The organism is Natronoflexus pectinivorans (assembly GCF_004345615.1).
Classification (GTDB): domain Bacteria; phylum Bacteroidota; class Bacteroidia; order Bacteroidales; family Marinilabiliaceae; genus Natronoflexus; species Natronoflexus pectinivorans.
Map to the genome: position 1 here is coordinate 128,387 of NZ_SLWK01000010.1, position 18,724 is coordinate 147,110.

Below are 18,724 nucleotides of genomic sequence, written 5' to 3' on the forward strand. Positions count from 1 at the left end.
CCTTTAATATTGACCATTTATGAAAGTTTTTATTCCCGTAATTGACTGCTCACGCAACAGGTACACCATTGCAGAAAGTTTTGATGCGTTTGGCTCAGTTTGCATTTTTGATACAAAAGAGAACCTTGTAACCTGGTACGAATCGAAAGGGGTTTCTGCAACGTATGAAGAAATTTTGGAAGAGCTAAAAAGCGATGGTGTGGCAAAAGCCATTATTTCGACAGTGCAGCCGACCACGGTAAACAGTTTCAAAAACAAAGGATTCCACATATACAAATCGGTGGGCAACGATTTACGGTTAAACCTGGAACTACTTAAAATCCGATGCCTTCCTGTTTTTAATTATGAACTGGTGCAAGAGTTGAATGAGTTGGGTTCATTTTATCCTAAAAACTCAGTATATGAAGGGACAATATGCCAGAATTAATGAATCACCTTATGCAATTGGGTCCTGTCCCAATTGCAATAAAGGCACATTCCTGCCTAAGGAATGCAATAATCCAGAAATAAATTAGAAAGCTATCATCAATTTTTTAACAAAACTTTGTTGGTTAAAATGCAACCTTAACAAGTAAACTCCGGGAGACAATTTGGCATCTACCATTATTTCATCAGCAAAAGAATGCTTGCGGTTGTATAACACATTTCCATCCATTGAAATAATTTGAACCACCCCTTCGCCTAATATGCCACTATTCATTCTAATAAAAAAGGGCTCAAAGGATGCCGGATTAGGATAAACGAGAATATCATCCTCACTCATAATAGATTTCACAAAAATAGGTGTGCCAGTATCCTCAATGGGAATTAATTCCCATTGCTGCGCCAAGCTTCCGGTATAACGCTCAGCAAACAACTCAGCTCCTTCAGCAACAGACTCTTGCGGAACTGAGATTATACGATCTGCATTTACCATAGAACTAAACACATAATGACCGCTTGCATTTCTCATAATTCTAAATTTCTGGCAATCATTATCCAACCAATCATAGGTAGCCAAAGCATTGTTGGTGTCACAGAAAGGAACATCCACAACCTGTTCTTCAAACGAAGGAGCTGTTATTGCATTTTTAAGTTTATAATATCCATCTCCCACTGAACTCAATTCCCAAATCTGACAAGGAGCATCTTCTCTAATAGCATTTTGAACTATTGGTTGCAGCCTTCCACCAGTACAACCTTGAGCCTCCCAAACCAAACCACTATTGACATTCTTAATATGATACTTACCATCAGGTATTAGATCTCGGGTAACTACGGGCCATCCATCCTCGCCAAACTCCATATCAACCAAATCTAATCTAGGATAACCGTTGCTTCTTCCATCATAATAATGAAGCGATATAATGTTCCTGCCATCTTCCTTGAGCAATCCATAATGCCCGGGCCCAATATATCTTCCAGAAGTTTCTAGAGAGAGCGTTCTTCCTCCTTGAAGAAGGCTAAGCCCATTTTTATCCAAATATGGTCCCTTTGGATTCGTTGATCTACCCATATACACCCTGTAAGTGCTTTCCATTAAACGGCAACAGGCTCCCTGCGTAAAAAACAAATAATAAAACCCATCATGATAAATCACATAAGAAGCTTCATAATCAATCCAATTAACACCTCCGGCTATATTTGTTAATGTAGCATTTTCGGGTCGTTTCCCTGTTTCAGGATCTATTTCGGTAATCCAAATACCTCTTAAATGCGATCCAAACACCATCCAATAGTCTCCTTCAGCATCTTCAAATACAGCAGGATCTATGGAGCCATAAATACTACTATGATCAGAATAAATAACCATTCCACGGTCTGTCCAGTTATTAAGGTCAGGGCTGGTAGTTAAACCAATTGCACAAGGACGATCACCCATAGAAACAGAGTAATACAAATGATAGAGTCCATTCATAAAAATTATATCAGGAGCCCAAAAAATTCCGCCAAAATCAGAAACATAATCATTTATCCACTCCGGCCATGTACCGGACTCAAAAACAGGCTCTACTTCTGTCCAATGAATTAAATCTGTGGAGGTAAGATGAATCAATGATACAAGAGGTACGCCTTGTTCGGGATTTCCTCCATGTCCGGTTCCGAAAACATGATAAACACCCTCATGCTTGATAATGGTGGAAGGATCGTGAATACCGTTAGCACCTATGGTTGCACTGCTTTCAACAATTAAAAGGTTTAATAATAGAAAAAACCCGACCAATAATGAGTAATAATTTTTCATTGCACCGAATATAACTTGAACAATAAATTAAAGGTCAAATATACGGTTACTTAGGTTAAAAAACGAAATAAAATGCAAAATTATATTTTCAACAGACCGTTAGTCTCGAATATCTCGGGACTAGATTATTAGACAACACACATAAGTAAAACCCTAATTACCAGCCTATTGAACAACACAAGAAAAAAACCCATAAACACTTAATAATTAAGCAAGTATAAAAACTAACGAACAATTAATTTAAATACAACTATAAAAAGACGATTCAAGGAAGTAAAAAGCCACTAATAAAAAAAAACTTATAAATAATTGAAGAGAAACAAAAGAGGCAGCCTCTACCCGGCACAAACCTGACTATTGGCACCTTGTCTGGACTTTAGGGCGTGATGAAAAGAAGAGTTTAAATGTGCGTTTCCTTTTTTAAGGAAAATATACAATTCAAACTCCTTCTGCGCATATGAATTCAACAACTTCATCCCAAAATCGCTCACCTGCATGTAGCTTTCATCCTTTTTTTTATCAAATTCTACCACAATTTCAGGAGCCAAACGATTCATCCGATTAATTAACCCCATAGCTTTAGTCCGGCTTAAACTTAACTCTCGTTGTGAATTCACAATAGATCCATCGGTAAGTATAAGATTTAACAATTTATACTGCACCTCATCCAATAACATTTTATTCTTATAATAAATGGTAATGGTTCCATCCAAATTAAAATTTTTATCATCCATAATCCAAAATGTTTTGAGTCCTTTGTAAAGGAGTTTCTTTTAAAAAACAACCCATATGCAAAAGCGACACCCTTCTTAATACAATCCTGTCTATCAGCGACCTATACATTTTCAACATAGAGAATAAATTACCAAAACGTAATTTTTCATGAGCATTCTACAAAAATGTAAGATTTTCCACAGGCTCTGGCTCTAATTTTCTGTTAAAAAACGACACACCACCTTAATTTCATATTTACTTCTGCAAATATAGCATAATAATCCTAAACACACCCCTATATAAAAAGGGGTATTCTTTATTTTTACATATCCTTTTAGTAACTTTACCCCTAAATAAAACAGAAAACAATTATTTGGTCATGTATGAAACGAAACCCTGAAACATATCTTGACAACTGCTATGGTTCACGAGAACTCAACCTACTGGTTGAGTTCAGCGATCTCCTTGGAAACAAGGACATTAATCTGAATCATGTCATCTCTCAACTTGGAGAGCATCTTTTGGCTGAACGTATCATTCTCACCATCTTCAACAGAGAGAGCGGACAAATTTTTATTGAAGGTCTATATGGCGTTTCGGAAGAAGAAAAGAAAGACATCAATTATTTACCGGGAGAAGGAATTATAGGTACAGTGATTGAAACCGGCAAAGCAGTTCTAATAAAAAAAACCGGAGAATCTGAAAGCTACCTAAACCGAATGCGCACACCTTTAAAGGTAAATGGAGAAGATGTTTCTTTTATTTGTGTTCCTATTCGGTATAAAAATGAGACCATCGGAACGCTTAGTTTTCATAAAATATATGGCAAAAGCCATATATTGTTCGACGAAGATGTGCGCTTGCTTAAAATTGTAGGTTCCATGATTGGTCGGGCTGTGCGACGCAAACAGGAATATGCCGAAGAGATGGCACAGCTGCTCAACGAAAATCAAACTTTAAAAGGCGTCTTAAGCAACCAGATACAATCAGACAACATTATTGGCAACAGCGGTAAAATGAGCGATGTATTTGCGCTGATTGAAAGCGTGGCTGCCACTGATGCCACTGTACTTATAAGAGGAGAAAGCGGTGTTGGAAAAGAGCTGATTGCCGATGCCATTCATCAAAACAGCCATCGTAAAGAGAAGCCTTTTATAAAAGTGAATTGCGCTGCTTTGCCGGAGAATTTAATCGAAAGTGAACTTTTCGGGCACGAAAAGGGCGCATTTACCGGAGCCATTGCTACCCGTGCCGGACGTTTCGAGGCAGCCGATGGAGGAACCTTATTTCTTGATGAATTTGGAGAAATTCCGCTTTCAACACAAGTAAAACTATTGAGGGTCATCCAGCAAAAAGAGATTGAACGCGTTGGAGCTACCAAAACCATTAAAACAGATGTAAGAATAATTTGTGCCACCAACCGCAATCTGGAAGAATTGATTCAAAAAGGAGAGTTTCGGGAGGATTTGTACTATCGGATAAACGTATTTCCTATTTATGTTCCTCCCCTGCGGGAGAGAATAAACGACATCCCTGTTTTAGTGAATCACTTTATTGATAAGTTTAATAAACTCCACGGTAAAAACATTAAGCGAATCACCTCCATGGCCATTGACTTACTAATGGTATATCATTGGCCGGGAAACATCAGAGAGTTAGAAAACTGCCTGGAAAGGGCTTGTATATTAAGTAACGATGGCGTGCTGCGTGCTCACAACATGCCTCCTACGTTACAAACTGCTGTGTCAAGCAAAACAAGTGAAACCGGCACTTTGGAAACCATTCTGGAAAAACATGAAAAACAACTCATTATGGATGCCATGGTTGCCACAAAGGGCAACATGGTAAAAGCGGCAAAAAATCTGGGAATCACAGAAAGGATGATGGGCATCAGAATTAAGAAATACAACATTGACCCCAAAAGATTCAAATCCAGAAAAGCAGACGGATAGAACTTTGACAAGATACTCAATAGATCAGTAGCCTTTTAGAATATTAGATGTAAGATACTGAGCAAAGCGAAGTCCCGCATTGCGGGATTAGACATTAGACTGATAGACAAGATTAAACAGAAAACTCCAACAATCTCTAAACACTTACAAATTGTAAGCAGCCTCGCTTTCACCCCTCCAAACTTCCCCCAAGTGGGAGGTTTAAAGTCACCAAGGGATTTCGAGGTTAATTATAATGGGGTTTACGATTTGAGACAACCTCAAAAAACAAATATAGATGCAAAATACAGATATTGAGTTTATCCATTGCGATTTTGACGACAAGGAGCATCAGCAGGCTTTTTTCTCTCTTTTGAATGAATATATGCTGCACCCAATGGGTTGTGGAGAGCCTTTTTCTGAAGATAAAAAAGAGAAACTGCTGGAAGAACTGGGAAACCATCCGTCGGCTTTTGTTCTTTTTGTAACACAAAAAGATGAGTTTGCCGGGATGGCCAACTGTTTCATTAACTACTCTACTTTCAGGGCAGCATATTACATCAATATACACGACATCATCGTCACCCAAAAACATCAAAACAAAGGATTGGGGAAAGCTCTTTTAAATGAAATCACAGCCATTGCCAAGGAAGAGGGTTGTTGTAAAGTAAACCTGGAAGTACGTGAGGATAATAACAATGCCATGGCATTGTATAGCAAAACAGGATTTGGTGAATGCAAACCACCAATGAAATTTTGGGAAATACAACTATAGGATACTACATAAATGTAGTATCCTACAAAACCAGAAAAACACCAATCGGCTACAATACTGCACATTACATCTTTTGGCACTCAGTTTGTTTTATTGTAATATATCATTAACCGGTAGTTAACAATTAAGTCGCAGATTTAAACTCAAATATTAATCTTTAAAAACCTAAACATCATGAAAGTATTTATTCCCGTAATTGACAGTTCCCGAAGCAGGTACACAATTGCAAACGGCTTTAGCGACTCAGGTTCAATCTGTGTTTTCGACACCAAAGACAACCATGTAACCTGGTACGAATCAACCGGAAACCCGGCAGGATACAGCGAAATGCTGGACGAACTCAAATCCAATGGTGTGTTCAACGTAATTGCATCCGCAGTTTCGCCAATGGCTCTGAAAGTATTTAGCGATAAAGGATTCACAGTTTACAAATCGGTTGGTAACGATTTGCTGGTAAACCTGGAATTACTGAGAATTCGGTGTCTTCCGATTTATGGGATGGAAGAGTGTATGAGTGAATTAACACCAACGTGTTTTTCTAATTGTTCGTCTTGTGAGCCGGCCATATGCCACAATTAGTCTTTGCAAGAAAACGCCAAATACTGCGTTATACTCGTCAGAAAAATACTAATTTACACAAGTTAAACTCCGTTTTTTTCTGACTTCGCAAGCATTGTCTTTGACGTTTTAGCTACGCTGATTTTCTATTCTCATCAAAGACATATAGTATTACCGTCTCAATTACCTAAAAATAAAAGCCATGTCCATAGGTCACGCGCTTAAATTTATCCACAGCTTCGAGGCAGACCAGGAACTGAGAAAAGAGTGCAACAGCTGCAAATCCTTTCCGGAACTTCTGGAACTGCTGAAAAGCCGTGATATCTATTTTACCCCACAAGAATTTGAAGAAGCCATCAATGGCCTGCTCGTAAAATGCCAAAGCTACGAACAAGCCGACTACGTAAATGAAATCATGATGTGGTTTAAGATGTTCATGATTGAAAGAAGCAACTGATCTCCTGGTGCACCCCTCCTGTTTTCTTCTGCGGTGAACGAAAAACTGACCATATCCAAAAAGATAGTTACACAGAGGGCGCTGAGAAGTCACGGAGCAACACAGAGAATGCAAAATCTCCGTGATAACTCAGTGTTCTCCGTGCAACACAATCTGCTGTAAAACACAAAATTGCTTCGCAACCTTTTCGTATATTTAACATCATTGTTTAAATGGTGCTTTCTTGTTGTGTTTTTCGGCTCAACTCTCATTTGGGTTTACTGTTTTGCATGGTTTTATTTCTTTTGTTCTCTTAACATCTAACGTTATGAAAGCACTGTTTTTTAGATTGAGAATGGCTTTTGGTTGTGAGAAGGATGAACAACCCGCTAAATATATAATTGGGTATATTGTGAGCTTCGATCCCTGTAATATTAATCACCAGTATAGAATTATCTCCAAACAAGCATATCCGCTGTTGGTAACAATTGCTCTCTGTTTCTTGCTAATTGGTGGATGTCAAAAGAATGACATTGCGACAGATAGCCTTAAATGTCCAGTAGATTCAGTGATCGGTTCGGATGATGACATCGTTGGGAAATGGAAATTGGTGAAAGGAGAAGTTTTTTCAAGTACCAGCCGGGAACTCCGAACGGAAGATTACTCATGCAATAATATCATCTATCATTTCTATCCTGATGGAAGACTTATGATAATTAGTGATATTGAAGACCATATTGGTATTATCGATGACGAGTATTCTTATTCATACGAAATTTCTTCAGAATCAAATAACAATGAAGATCAGCGGCACTATTTATTGAAGATTGACAACCACCAGTATGTTACAAGTATATCATCAAGTAAGTTAACAATTGGCCTTAATCCTGTCGATCCGTTAGCAGTATACGAATCAAGGTTGACGGCATATTTTATTAGAGTTCAGTAATCTTAAAAACAAGGGCTGAAAACAATAAAAACCTTTTACGAGAAGGTGGATACAAGGATATATTGGGAAAAACACAGAGTTACACAGAGGATTTTTATTTTATTTTGAAAGCTACGCGTTCTCCGTGTAACACAACCTGCTGTAAAACACAAAATTACTTCACAACCTTTTCGTATATTTAACATCATTGTTTAAATGGTGCTTTCTTGTTGTGCTTTTCGGCTTGATTGCATTTTAGCTTCTTGTTTTAATTCTTTTATTTACTTAACATCTAACACTATGAAAACAGAAAAAATGCTTTTAGTTATGTTGTTCTATCCTGTATTTGTTTTCGGACAAATCTGGGATTACCCAGTGAAGCCGGGAACAGAGGAATGGACTTGCATAATATCAAGTGAAGAACAATTGAAAATAGTCCAAATACCGAATGACATTCTTGCACGAATATCAACTGATGAACTTGCAAGATTATGTATAAAATATCCATTATTTTTTGAGTACACAGCCTTTAATGATGAGAGAATGGCAATCTCGTTAATGATAGAAAAATTTAATGGATTGAGAGAACTTAGTGAACGAGAGGATGGAACAATCGCTCTTATGAAAATATACGATCGAATGAAAATACAAGAAAAAGAAGGGTATATAGAAAAAGGAGAATATAGTTCTGTCTTACATTTTGAGTACATAGAATTATTATTATCATCGGACGTTTTTATTAATCAATTGAGTGTAGAAAAGCAGAAAGAATTGAGAAAGATGACTGTTGTAAAATATGGGAAAAAAATAGAGCATATTGATGTTTACGGTATGAGTGGTATCAAGACATCGCTTTTATTAAGTTCAGTAATAATAAATAAAATAAACCCCGAAAATAAAAACTACCAATTGTTAAAAGATTTTATTGCAAACTATAATTCTATTAGCAATAACCAGTTGGAAACAATTTCTATGATTAATACTCAAACTAATGAATAAAACAATACGAACATATATTATTCCCATTTTACTTGCCTTTTTTATCTCCTGTGAAAAAGAAGATACAAATAACGGGTACTATTGCGAGGAGAGTTTTGATTTGCTCATTAGCTATATGAATATGCCGCGTCCGGATGATTCATATGACTATCCCATTCGTCCTTGTATGAATCAATGGAAAGAGATGACTTCCACACAGGAAAAAATTGATGCTTGTGCAATTCCTATAACGATATTAAAAAAAATGTCCACACAGGCAGTTATACAAGCTTTGTGGGAGTACCCGTTTTCTTCGGAGCCTATACATGAGATAGGGGGCAGGAATGCACAAAAAGACTTTGAAACGGTTTTTTATAGCAATAATGCTTATAAAGAATTGCTTTTACGTAAAGACGCAGGAAAAGAGTTGTTAATACGAATATCCCTTGTTGATGCAGTTTGCAGAGGAGATAATATGTTCAAGCCATTAATGTTAGAGTTACTGATTTCTCAATCTGATTTTCTCACACAATTAAGTAATAATGAAAAAAAGGATTTAATAACTATTATATTTGAGAAAGACAGTATAAGACAAGAAGCAGGCGTCCACGGTGAACTTGGCAGTTACACCTCCTGGATGCTTATCGGAAGAACTCTTCTAAATTCGGAATATTCCCCTTTTGTTAAAGAGGTGTCCGAAAATAATGTATTAAAACTGTTTCTCGAAACGTCTATGTTTTTTGTGAACACATTAGAAGAACTTAGGCAGGTAAAGCAGATAATTTTAGATAATGGGAAAAGATTCGTTAATTCTAAATAGGAATCAACAGGAAACATCCATGTCTAGTAAAAGTGACACACAGGCGAATGATTATTCATGGATGTTCCATCTGACAAATAAAAAACAAAATATAAACAGATGAAAAAGATATATTTATTTTTGACTGGGATTCTGGCATTTACATTCTTTTGTAATGCACAGTATGTAACCTTATATACGCCAAACGGAAGTCCGGTACAAACCCTTATTCGCTCTGAAGGTTCAACTGAATGGATAACGATAACTACGAACCAATATAAAGTGGCTTACGGAGAAGAAAATGTCCTGGCTCCTGCAAGCCAAAGATACAATTGTCATAACTATGCATGGCATATGTCGGAGGGAAATACAGAAATAGTTTGGATGAACCAATATGATAGTTACGGGAATTCTAATGTTTGGAAATATTGGACTGATGGCAGTTATGTAGAGACAACCGAAAATAATGGTGAAAAAATATTTTATTATAATGGTGATCATTCTGCTATTAAATCAAAAACTGTAGCTGGAAAATATGAATCGAAGTGGGGTAGTGCCCCTCTAATGAGACATTATCCAACACAAGGGCCTTCTATTTATGAAATGTCGTATAGAAGATACTATAAGTTAGCATATGCTATCTCCGGCCCCACCACAATCTGCGATGAGGCTCCATATTCCATTAATAATCTTCCCTCTGTAGATGCCATAAACTGGACCACAAGCAACAGTCTGACTGTAATCAGCGGCCAAAACACACCCCAGGTAACTGTCTCAAGTACGGGCGAATTCAGCACTTCACATTTTGTAAAAGCAACCATCAGCATGTGTGGAAGCTCATTCGAGATTCGTAAAAATATTTCCAGAGTTGGGAATGAAAACGCTGCAATTCTCCTGTATGATATAGATGGAATGAATTCTTATCATTCCGGAACAATCTTAACCAATTACTTAGTTAAAGCCCACTTAAACAATCCTTCACCTGATCCGGGGCATTACAGGTGGACCATTATTGCTCCACCAAAAAGCGGTATTCCCAACAGGTTAGCCAGCGGACAGACCTTTCCGTTTTCGACAGACTATTCTGGTGGCTATACATTCCGGTTGAGCTATTTCGCAGAATGCGGATGGAGTACTGTAACAAAGAATATCTATTTTGGATTCGCCCCACTTGTGCAGGTTAAAATTTACCCAAACCCTGCCACTGGTGAAACTTCTGTTTCATTGGAATTAAGTTCTGGTGAGGATTTGAATTCTATGTCATCCCAAATCTGGGAATTCGAAGTTCATGATCAGAATCAACGGCTTATCACCCATCAGAGAAACATTAACAGCAATTCACATACCATTAACACAGCTGGCTGGCAAAAAGGCCTCTACATTGTAACTGTTACATACAACGGGGAGGTTTTCAGCGAGAAGCTGGTGGTGAAATAAGGAATTCGCTACACAGAGAGCACGGAGTAAGCACAGAGTTACACAGAGGAATTCTTATGCTCTTTTAAAGAGCTTCGTGTTTTCCTCTCAACATAACCTACTGAAAAACAAAAAATTGATTCGCAACCTTTTCGTATATTTAACATCATCGTTTAAATGATTTTTTACTGTTTACTCCTACGAAGAACTTTGTTCTTTCTGTGTTGCTAAATCTTTATTTGCTAGACATCATGTCGGTAAAACTGATATAAACTTTAATGAAAAAGCCATGACAAATAACACGGTACTAAAGCGAATCGGAATACTTATTCCAATTCTCGTTTTCGCACTGGGTACAGGATGCTCAAAAAACGATGCCATACCCAACCATCCCGTCGAAGTGAAATTTCAGCTGCTGAATACAGCAGGAGAGTCAACAACCACCTTTCAGGAAGGGAAGGATATATTGTTCAGGCTGGAAATAAAAAATTTGTCAGACCAAGCCATATCCCTGCTCAATTTCAGGCCTTATGACGGGCAGCTTTTCCTGGTGAAAAATTCATCCGGGGATGGTCAGAAAATAGGGTCTCCCTTGAATCTTGTGGTTCAGGTTATTGATATCTATGGATATTCCATACCGCACAATAAGAGCTATCTGCTTGTAGTAAGCTGGACAGGAGATGAAGAAAAGAGTCTCGTTCCAGAAGGATGGCGAGTTGATTATTCTAATAATGAATTTCTCCCCCCTGGGAAATACGTGGTTGAATTTACATTTGATGCTACATTCTGGGATTTCGACATACCGCAGAAAAAATTCAAAGTTGAATTTGAAGTGAACTAAACCAAAACGAGATGAAACGAGCCATGAGAACTAGTTCTCACACAGGAGGATGACTGGGTTGGCGAGTTCCATGTGGCAACTGAAAAATAAATTATAGAGTATATGAGCTACCCTAACAACGGATTGTGGAGAGATTCTATTGCCAAAACAAAAAGTGCGGGCAGGGGTTCCGGATACTCCAACGTCTATTCTCGGTTTTTCAAACAATGGAATAAAATTTGGCAGCAACCAGGTATATAGTTTTAGTATTAACCCGGGGACAAATCTCTCGCATCAATGGACTGTTTCGGGAGGTACCATCACCGGGGGACAAGGTTCTGCTTCAATTACTGTTAGAACAGCAAACATAACCGGGTACGATCTGCCTTTCAGCGCAAGCGTAAGAACCGGTAATACATGTGGATGGAGTAACTACCTGACTCGTTCCGGCTTTATAATTGCCGGAACGCTGCCTATAAACAGCATTCCGGATGACACTGAACAGAAACACACTGACCTGACAACCATGAATGAGTCCATATCAGTGAACTCAACATTTACCATAAGTCCGAATCCTACCGCAGGGGAAGTTACTATTTACCTTAACATCAACCCAATATACATAAAAGAGAGACCATTAAATTTAACGATAGAAATATATAATGCAAGCCAACAGCTCATAACCAGACAAAAAAACATCGAAAACAATTACTTATCCCTAAATACTTCCGGCTGGCAAAAAGGCCTCTACATTGTAACTGTTACATACAACGGGGAGGTTTTCAGCGAGAAGCTGGTGGTGAAATAATGGTATAGTTACACGGAGGGCACGGAGTTTTCATGGCGATGCACTGAGGTTTTTTATTCTCTGTGACAGTTCTGTGCTCTCCGTGTAGCAAAATGCAACGCGCTCAAAAACACAGATATGAAGATGGGGTGATTTAGCGTCGTACCTTTCAATTCCTCGCCACCAACCTTTCAACCTCTCTTAAATTGTCCATCTTTTTCTTTGTCAGGAAGCTTTGCACATCCCCAAGGTGCTCTTTTATGCGTTTATTACCAAACTCATATACTTTCTCTGCAAGCCCATCCAGAAAATCCCGGTCATGAGAGACCAGTATAAGTGTTCCATCAAAATCCATTAGGGCGCTCTTCAAGATGTCCTTTGTTCTTATATCCAAATGATTGGTTGGCTCATCCAAGATGAGCAAATTAACCGGCTCCAGCAGGAGTTTTATCATGGCCAGCCTGGTACGCTCTCCACCAGAAAGCACTTTCACTTTTTTATGAATATCATCTCCACCAAACATAAAAGCACCCAGGAGGTCTTTAATTTTGGTTCGGATCTCCCCCACTGCCACATCGTCAATGGTTTGAAAAACCGTAAGTTCTTCATTGAGAAGGGATGCCTGATTCTGCGCAAAGTAACCAATCTTAACGTTGTGCCCAACGGTGAGCTTCCCCTCAAAATCAGTTTCTCCCATAATGCATTTCACAAGCGTAGATTTTCCTTCCCCATTGCGACCAACAAAGGCCACTCTTTCTCCTCGTTTCAGACTGAGCGAAGCATTGGAAAAAACATTCAGATCATCATAACTTTTTGTCACCTCATCAACAATTACCGGGTAACTGCCGGATCTGGGCGATGGCGGGAATTTCAATCTAAGAGCCGAATTATCTTCCTGGTCTACCTCCACAAGCTCCAGCTTTTCAAGCATTCTCACCCGACTTTGCACCTGATTGGTTTTGGAATAAGTGCCTTTAAACCGCTCAATAAACACCTTATTATCAGCAATCATTTTTTGCTGCTCCTCATATTGTCTTTGTTGCTGCTCACGACGTTCCTTGCGCAATTCTAGGTATTGGGTATAATTCACTTTATAATCGTAAATACGCCCCATGGTAATCTCAATGGTGCGGGTGGTAATATTGTCTACGAAAGCCTTATCGTGTGAAATGACAATGACCGCTTTTGCATTGTTCACCAAAAAATCTTCCAGCCATTGGATGGACTCAATATCGAGATGATTGGTTGGCTCATCCAACAGAATGAGATCTGGATTTTTGAGCAATATTTTTGCCAGTTCGATGCGCATTCGCCAACCACCACTAAACTCGGTGGTAGGACGATTAAAATCACTCCGGGAAAACCCTAGTCCAACAAGAATTTTCTCCACCTCGGACTCGTAGTTGACCTCCTCTATACTATAAAATTTCTCACTCAGGAGAGAAACGCGCTCAATCAACTCATAATACTCTTCTGATTCATAATCGGTACGAATTGAAAGCTGGTGATTGATCTCGTCTATTTCAGTCTGCATATCATTGATGTGTGCAAAAGCCTGAGCAGTCTCCTCAAAAACTGTCCGATTGTCTTCCGTCATCAAATGCTGCGGCAAATAGGCAACTTCAGCATCCTGTGGCACAGTAACTCTGCCCGACGAGGCTTCACGTACGCCTGCCAAAATCTTTAACAAGGTTGATTTGCCCGCTCCATTTTTGCCCATGAGGGCTATCTTATCCTGATCGTTTATTGCGAAAGAAATGTTCTTAAATAATGTGGTTCCACCAAACTCAACTGTCAATCCGTCAACTGAAATCATTAATCTGTATCTGTTAAAAATTTAAGCGACAAATATAGGCAGAAACATTGGAATATTATCCCAAAACCCTTCTCTCCGTTAACGACTTAATTTCTGCCATGCCTTCGAGCATGGCAGCTAAATCTGCAGGAGAAGGTGTACGATATCCGAAATCCTCAAGGGAACAAATTCCTTCAAACTTTCCAACCAAAATACAAGTTTGCTTCATGGATGCGGTTAGCTCTGCTTCAAGAGCTTCGGCCTCCCGATACAATCCCAATGGCACATGGTGGGTAGGCAATTCTTCGTAACAAGCCATTAGAGCCACAAAATACTTCTCCAATGTCATCAAAATCATACTGTATTTGAGGTCGTCACTAAATTTAGATGATCCATTCAATGCTTTTTCAATGATTGAATAAAAACGATTGGCTTCATTAAGTGTCTCTTGTGCCAGAATTATAAAATCCTGATCAGCGGTAATTGTTTGAGTTTCCATAAACAATTGAGTTTAGATGTTGATTGAAAAAAATATTTAGCTGATGATTTATATAACCTCAAATGCTAAATCAATGCCGTTTAGTTAAGGCATTTTTCCTTCCCGCTCCCCATAATCCCCCATGGGGGAAATCCTTACGCGCGGATTGGCATCCCCTTGGGGAATATAAAGGTGAGCGCAGGCGATTATAATTTTTCATTAACTAAACGACATTGAATGCTAAATCATAAATCAGGCCAAAGCCTGATTTACAACCAAATTAAACTCATACACAACTGAATATCTACAACTTAAACAACATCTTTTTATTATAGAAGCAATTTCAATAAAAACTGAACCACCAAATTCCTACATTTTTGTAGTTTCCACTTACAATAGGTACCATAATGTTAAGAAACTGAGCCACCCCTTATTTAAACTTAATTAAAACAAGGCAACTTCACTCTTTTTTAACTCCTGATTTTCAACACACATACACAAATCCAATCATAACCTAAAAAGCAAATGGCATGGTTCGGCACACTTATTTCAATACCCCAAACCAAAGAACTAACTTAAACTTTAAATGCCATGAGAAAAATTGCTATTTACGGAAAAGGAGGAATTGGTAAAAGTACCACTACCCAAAACACAGTGGCCGGACTGGTTGAACTCGGAAAAAAAGTAATGATTGTAGGCTGCGACCCAAAAGCAGATTCAACCCGTTTATTACTTCACGGTCTTGCTCAGAAAACTGTTCTTGATACGCTTCGTGACGAAGGGGAAGATATTGAGCTGGAAGATGTACTTAAACCCGGATTTGGTGAAACCCGTTGTGTAGAATCCGGAGGCCCTGAACCCGGTGTTGGTTGTGCCGGCCGGGGTATCATTACTTCAATCAATCTTCTGGAACAACTTGGAGCTTATGATGATGACAAAGAGCTGGACTACGTATTTTATGATGTACTTGGTGATGTGGTTTGCGGAGGTTTCGCCATGCCCATCAGAGATGGAAAAGCACAGGAAGTTTACATTGTATGTTCAGGTGAAATGATGGCTATGTACGCTGCCAACAACATCTGCAAATCTATTGCAAAATTTGGAAAAGCCGGTGAAGTTCGCTTAGGAGGATTAATTTGCAACTCCAGAAAAGTGGACAACGAAGCCAATATGATTCAGGAGTTTGCCAAAAAACTTGGCACACAAATGATACATTTTGTACCTCGTGACAACATGGTTCAGCATGCAGAGATTAACAGAAAAACAGTCATCGACCACGCGCCCGACCATGTTCAGGCTGACGAGTACCGCGAATTGGCCAGAAAAATTGATGAAAACAAAATGTTTGTGCTTCCTACTCCACTTGCCATTGACGACCTGGAAAAACTTCTTATTGATTTTGGAGTCCTTAATTAAACAGACAATTAGAAATTAGAGGATTAGATTTTCACATTAAGAAAGAGAAATGTTAGGATGTAAAAACAGTTTTACTGCAAAACTCATCACAATTAAAAACCAATAAAACTCACAACTATGTATATGCTAAGAGCCATCGTACGTCCGGAAAAGTCACCGGCAGTACTTAAAGCACTATTTGATGCCGGTTTTCCGGCTGTTACAAAACTTCCGGTTTTTGGTCGCGGAAAACAACGCGGACTGAAAGTAGGGACAGTTACTTACGATGAACTACCAAAGGAGATGTTGATGCTGGTAATTCAGGATAAAGACAAAGACTTTGTTGTTGAAACCATTATGAATTCAGCGAGATCAGATGATGGCGGACAGTTTGGTGATGGAAAAATATTCGTTACACCGGTAGAAGAGGCATACACCATCTCATCGGGATATAAGGAATAACTTTTGAAGTTTAGAGTTTAGAGTTCTGGGTTTATAGTTAACTATCAACCATAAACTAAAAAACCATAAACTAAAAAACCATCAACAATAAACTAAAAATGAAAACTGAATTACATGAAACTAATACTAGCCATCATAAGAATAGCCAAGATGCAGGAGACCAAAATGGCTCTTTCGGACGCAGGATTGCCTTCGTTCACTGCAATGGCGGTACTGGGGCGGGGTAAAGGCCACGGCGACCTGGAAAAGGCCGAAGAGGTTAATCCACAGCTCCACGAGTTCATCTCCGATACACCGAGGTTCAAGTCAAAGCGATTGATAACTTTGGTTGTAACCGACGACAAAAAAGATTTAGCCGTAAAAACCATCATGGATGCCAATCACACCGGTAAAAGTGGCGACGGAAAAATATTCGTAGTCAATACCATTGATTCCATCAGGGTTCGTAACGGAGAATCAGGAGATTTAACGCTTGACTAAAGTAAGGAGGACACGATTATGGGAATGAAAAATAAAAAAGACCTGGCTAAATTCAGGGAAACGGTGATAGAAAAATATCCCAATAAGGTGGCAAAAAAAAGAGCCAAAGCCATCATCAACAACGACCCTGAGAACATCCCGGAAATTCAGGCCAACATACGAACCATACCTGGAATTATCACCCAAAGAGGTTGTACCTATGCAGGATGTAAAGGTGTGGTTTTAGGCCCCACCAGAGACATTGTGAATATTACTCACGGACCAATTGGATGCGGGTTCTATTCCTGGTTAACCCGAAGAAACCAAACATCAACCACCAGTGATGCGGATGAGAACTTTATACCTTACTGTTTTTCAACAGATATGCAGGACTCCAACATCGTTTTTGGTGGTGAAGATAAACTAAAACAGGCCGTTCGTGAGGCAGTCGAACTCTTTAATCCCAAAGCCGTTGCCATTTTCTCCACCTGCCCTGTGGGATTAATTGGTGACGACGTGCACAAAGTGGCAGAACAGATGAGGGAGGAGTTTGACAACAAAATCAACGTCTTTGGTTTCTCCTGCGAAGGATACAGGGGTGTTTCACAGTCGGCTGGTCACCACATTGCCAACAACGAGCTTTACAGAAACCTTATAGGCAATGACGACACCATGGTGGGAAGTGCCAAATACCGCATAAACATGTTGGGAGAATACAACATTGGTGGTGATGCCTTCGAAATTGAAAGAATTTTCGAAAAATGTGGTATCCAACTGGTTTCCACATTCTCCGGAAACTCAACCATTTCATCTTTTGAACAGGCTCATACGGCAGACCTTTCGCTGGTTATGTGTCACAGGTCAATTAACTATGTGGCTGAGATGCTTGAAACATCATTCGGAATTCCATGGATTAAGGTAAACCTGATTGGTGCAGACTCCACAGCTAAAGCACTTAGGAAAATCGCCGCCTATTTTGAGGACGACGAACTGAAGGCCAAAGTTGAGGAAGTAATTGCCGAAGAGATGAAAGATGTAAATGCAGCAAGAGAGGCTGTATTACCCAAAACCACCGGAAAATCAGCTATGCTTTTCGTGGGAGGTTCCAGAGCTCACCATTATCAGGATTTATTTGAAGAGCTAGAAATCAAAACCATTGCTGCCGGTTACGAGTTCGGTCACCGCGACGATTACGAAGGACGTCGTGTTATACCTTCTATTAAAATTGATGCTGATAGCCGGAACATTGAAGAAATCACAGTTAAGCGTGACGAGAAACGCTACAAAGAGCGTATGACTAAAGAAAAACTGGAGGAACTTCAAAAGCAGGTTGACCTTGAGTACAATGACTACAAAGGCCTGATGCCTCAGATGGAAAAAGGAACCCTTGTTATTGACGACCTAAGTCATTACGAAATGGACAAACTGATTGAAATGTACCAACCAGACATTTTTTGTGCCGGAGTTAAAGAAAAATATGTGGTTCAAAAAATGGGAGTACCTCTAAAACAGTTACACAACTATGATTCAGGTGGTCCATACGCCGGATTTAAAGGAGCCATCAATTTTTACAACGACATTGCCATGATGGTTTCCACATCCATTTGGAAAGAAGTGAAAGCACCATGGGAAAAAGAAGAGATGATTGAAGCTGTTTATGCTTGTTAGGTTAAGGGGGGGGGAGCTCGTGACTGACAGCTCTGTTTCTTACGCCCTCTCTCTTTTACCTTCTTCCTTTTCACCCTTTTACCTTCTTACCCTTCACCCTT

19 protein-coding genes are annotated in these 18,724 nt (G+C 39.1%); 15 read left to right on the top strand and 4 right to left on the bottom strand.

Features of this window, described 5'->3' with window-relative positions; translation table 11 throughout:
- The first annotated feature begins 19 nt into the window (after window positions 1-19).
- Entirely contained in the window at window positions 20-427 is a 408-nt protein-coding gene (locus EV194_RS12875; RefSeq protein ID WP_132434446.1) for a hypothetical protein, read from the top strand.
- 84 nt (window positions 428-511) lie between these two features.
- Here the strand turns inward: EV194_RS12875 and EV194_RS12880 are convergent, their stop codons facing one another.
- On the bottom strand, window positions 512-2,224 hold the full coding sequence (locus EV194_RS12880; RefSeq protein ID WP_132434447.1) for a family 43 glycosylhydrolase: 1,713 nt from the start codon (window positions 2,222-2,224) through the stop codon (window positions 512-514).
- Between the two features lie 335 nt (window positions 2,225-2,559).
- The gene (locus tag EV194_RS12885; RefSeq protein WP_132434448.1) at window positions 2,560-2,958 is read right to left on the bottom strand and encodes a winged helix-turn-helix domain-containing protein; all 399 of its coding nucleotides are present in this window, start codon (window positions 2,956-2,958) and stop codon (window positions 2,560-2,562) included.
- A 363-nt stretch (window positions 2,959-3,321) separates the two neighbouring features.
- On the opposite strand from EV194_RS12885, the gene EV194_RS12890 reads away from it, so the two are divergent.
- The 10 genes from EV194_RS12890 (at window position 3,322) to EV194_RS12935 (ending at window position 12,387) form a co-directional block, all read left to right on the top strand.
- On the top strand, window positions 3,322-4,890 hold the full coding sequence (locus EV194_RS12890) for a sigma-54 interaction domain-containing protein (RefSeq protein ID WP_132434449.1): 1,569 nt from the start codon (window positions 3,322-3,324) through the stop codon (window positions 4,888-4,890).
- 277 nt (window positions 4,891-5,167) lie between these two features.
- Complete coding sequence (locus tag EV194_RS12895; protein WP_132434450.1) at window positions 5,168-5,644, top strand: GNAT family N-acetyltransferase; 477 nt, start codon at window positions 5,168-5,170, stop codon at window positions 5,642-5,644.
- Between the two features lie 174 nt (window positions 5,645-5,818).
- A complete protein-coding gene (locus EV194_RS12900) occupies window positions 5,819-6,223 on the top strand; it encodes a NifB/NifX family molybdenum-iron cluster-binding protein (RefSeq protein ID WP_132434451.1) in 405 nt (134 codons plus the stop codon).
- Between the two features lie 181 nt (window positions 6,224-6,404).
- Window positions 6,405-6,659: a Nif11-like leader peptide family natural product precursor gene (locus EV194_RS12905; RefSeq protein ID WP_132434452.1), complete on the top strand. Its 255-nt coding sequence runs from the start codon at window positions 6,405-6,407 to the stop codon at window positions 6,657-6,659.
- Between the two features lie 307 nt (window positions 6,660-6,966).
- Window positions 6,967-7,587, top strand: coding sequence for a hypothetical protein (locus EV194_RS12910; protein WP_132434453.1), 621 nt, complete (start codon window positions 6,967-6,969; stop codon window positions 7,585-7,587).
- 279 nt (window positions 7,588-7,866) lie between these two features.
- Window positions 7,867-8,565: a hypothetical protein gene (locus EV194_RS12915; protein ID WP_132434454.1), complete on the top strand. Its 699-nt coding sequence runs from the start codon at window positions 7,867-7,869 to the stop codon at window positions 8,563-8,565.
- A complete protein-coding gene (locus EV194_RS12920) occupies window positions 8,558-9,364 on the top strand; it encodes a hypothetical protein (RefSeq protein ID WP_132434455.1) in 807 nt (268 codons plus the stop codon). The genes EV194_RS12915 and EV194_RS12920 overlap by 8 nt, the downstream gene beginning before the upstream one ends.
- Before the next feature lie 99 nt (window positions 9,365-9,463).
- Window positions 9,464-10,780: a T9SS type A sorting domain-containing protein gene (locus EV194_RS12925; RefSeq protein ID WP_132434456.1), complete on the top strand. Its 1,317-nt coding sequence runs from the start codon at window positions 9,464-9,466 to the stop codon at window positions 10,778-10,780.
- A 268-nt stretch (window positions 10,781-11,048) separates the two neighbouring features.
- Entirely contained in the window at window positions 11,049-11,600 is a 552-nt protein-coding gene (locus EV194_RS12930; RefSeq protein WP_132434457.1) for a hypothetical protein, read from the top strand.
- 154 nt (window positions 11,601-11,754) lie between these two features.
- Complete coding sequence (locus EV194_RS12935) at window positions 11,755-12,387, top strand: T9SS type A sorting domain-containing protein (protein ID WP_132434458.1); 633 nt, start codon at window positions 11,755-11,757, stop codon at window positions 12,385-12,387.
- 148 nt (window positions 12,388-12,535) lie between these two features.
- On the opposite strand, the gene EV194_RS12940 is transcribed toward EV194_RS12935, so the two are convergent.
- Together EV194_RS12940 and EV194_RS12945 are read right to left on the bottom strand one after the other, a co-directional pair.
- Window positions 12,536-14,182: an ABC-F family ATP-binding cassette domain-containing protein gene (locus tag EV194_RS12940; RefSeq protein WP_132434459.1), complete on the bottom strand. Its 1,647-nt coding sequence runs from the start codon at window positions 14,180-14,182 to the stop codon at window positions 12,536-12,538.
- Window positions 14,183-14,237: 55 nt separating this feature from the next.
- The gene (locus tag EV194_RS12945) at window positions 14,238-14,660 is read right to left on the bottom strand and encodes a hypothetical protein (protein WP_132434460.1); all 423 of its coding nucleotides are present in this window, start codon (window positions 14,658-14,660) and stop codon (window positions 14,238-14,240) included.
- Window positions 14,661-15,230: 570 nt separating this feature from the next.
- On the opposite strand from EV194_RS12945, the gene nifH reads away from it, so the two are divergent.
- The 4 genes from nifH to EV194_RS12965 all read left to right on the top strand — a co-directional run bounded on the left by nifH (window position 15,231) and on the right by EV194_RS12965 (window position 18,623).
- A complete protein-coding gene (nifH, locus tag EV194_RS12950; RefSeq protein WP_132434461.1) occupies window positions 15,231-16,055 on the top strand; it encodes a nitrogenase iron protein in 825 nt (274 codons plus the stop codon).
- A 117-nt stretch (window positions 16,056-16,172) separates the two neighbouring features.
- Window positions 16,173-16,496 carry a P-II family nitrogen regulator gene (locus EV194_RS12955; protein WP_132434462.1) on the top strand — a complete coding sequence of 108 codons (324 nt, stop codon included), beginning with the start codon at window positions 16,173-16,175 and terminating at the stop codon, window positions 16,494-16,496.
- 114 nt (window positions 16,497-16,610) lie between these two features.
- Window positions 16,611-16,976, top strand: a complete 366-nt coding sequence (locus EV194_RS12960; RefSeq protein WP_132434463.1) for a P-II family nitrogen regulator — start codon at window positions 16,611-16,613, stop codon at window positions 16,974-16,976.
- A gap of 24 nt (window positions 16,977-17,000) precedes the next feature.
- Window positions 17,001-18,623, top strand: coding sequence for a nitrogenase component I subunit alpha (locus tag EV194_RS12965; RefSeq protein ID WP_132434464.1), 1,623 nt, complete (start codon window positions 17,001-17,003; stop codon window positions 18,621-18,623).
- Window positions 18,624-18,724 lie beyond the last annotated feature (101 nt).

Excerpts from the sequence above, each read along its gene's own strand:
- EV194_RS12875 (WP_132434446.1), top strand. The coding sequence starts at position 20 with ATGAAAGTTTTTATTCCCGTAATTGACTGCTCACGCAACAGGTACACC.
- EV194_RS12880 (WP_132434447.1), bottom strand. The coding sequence starts at position 2,224 with ATGAAAAATTATTACTCATTATTGGTCGGGTTTTTTCTATTATTAAAC.
- EV194_RS12885 (WP_132434448.1), bottom strand. The coding sequence starts at position 2,958 with ATGGATGATAAAAATTTTAATTTGGATGGAACCATTACCATTTATTAT.
- EV194_RS12890 (WP_132434449.1), top strand. The coding sequence starts at position 3,322 with ATGAAACGAAACCCTGAAACATATCTTGACAACTGCTATGGTTCACGA.
- EV194_RS12895 (WP_132434450.1), top strand. The coding sequence starts at position 5,168 with ATGCAAAATACAGATATTGAGTTTATCCATTGCGATTTTGACGACAAG.
- EV194_RS12900 (WP_132434451.1), top strand. The coding sequence starts at position 5,819 with ATGAAAGTATTTATTCCCGTAATTGACAGTTCCCGAAGCAGGTACACA.
- EV194_RS12905 (WP_132434452.1), top strand. The coding sequence starts at position 6,405 with ATGTCCATAGGTCACGCGCTTAAATTTATCCACAGCTTCGAGGCAGAC.
- EV194_RS12910 (WP_132434453.1), top strand. The coding sequence starts at position 6,967 with ATGAAAGCACTGTTTTTTAGATTGAGAATGGCTTTTGGTTGTGAGAAG.
- EV194_RS12915 (WP_132434454.1), top strand. The coding sequence starts at position 7,867 with ATGAAAACAGAAAAAATGCTTTTAGTTATGTTGTTCTATCCTGTATTT.
- EV194_RS12920 (WP_132434455.1), top strand. The coding sequence starts at position 8,558 with ATGAATAAAACAATACGAACATATATTATTCCCATTTTACTTGCCTTT.
- EV194_RS12925 (WP_132434456.1), top strand. The coding sequence starts at position 9,464 with ATGAAAAAGATATATTTATTTTTGACTGGGATTCTGGCATTTACATTC.
- EV194_RS12930 (WP_132434457.1), top strand. The coding sequence starts at position 11,049 with ATGACAAATAACACGGTACTAAAGCGAATCGGAATACTTATTCCAATT.
- EV194_RS12940 (WP_132434459.1), bottom strand. The coding sequence starts at position 14,182 with ATGATTTCAGTTGACGGATTGACAGTTGAGTTTGGTGGAACCACATTA.
- EV194_RS12945 (WP_132434460.1), bottom strand. The coding sequence starts at position 14,660 with ATGGAAACTCAAACAATTACCGCTGATCAGGATTTTATAATTCTGGCA.
- nifH (WP_132434461.1), top strand. The coding sequence starts at position 15,231 with ATGAGAAAAATTGCTATTTACGGAAAAGGAGGAATTGGTAAAAGTACC.
- EV194_RS12955 (WP_132434462.1), top strand. The coding sequence starts at position 16,173 with ATGTATATGCTAAGAGCCATCGTACGTCCGGAAAAGTCACCGGCAGTA.
- EV194_RS12960 (WP_132434463.1), top strand. The coding sequence starts at position 16,611 with ATGAAACTAATACTAGCCATCATAAGAATAGCCAAGATGCAGGAGACC.
- EV194_RS12965 (WP_132434464.1), top strand. The coding sequence starts at position 17,001 with ATGAAAAATAAAAAAGACCTGGCTAAATTCAGGGAAACGGTGATAGAA.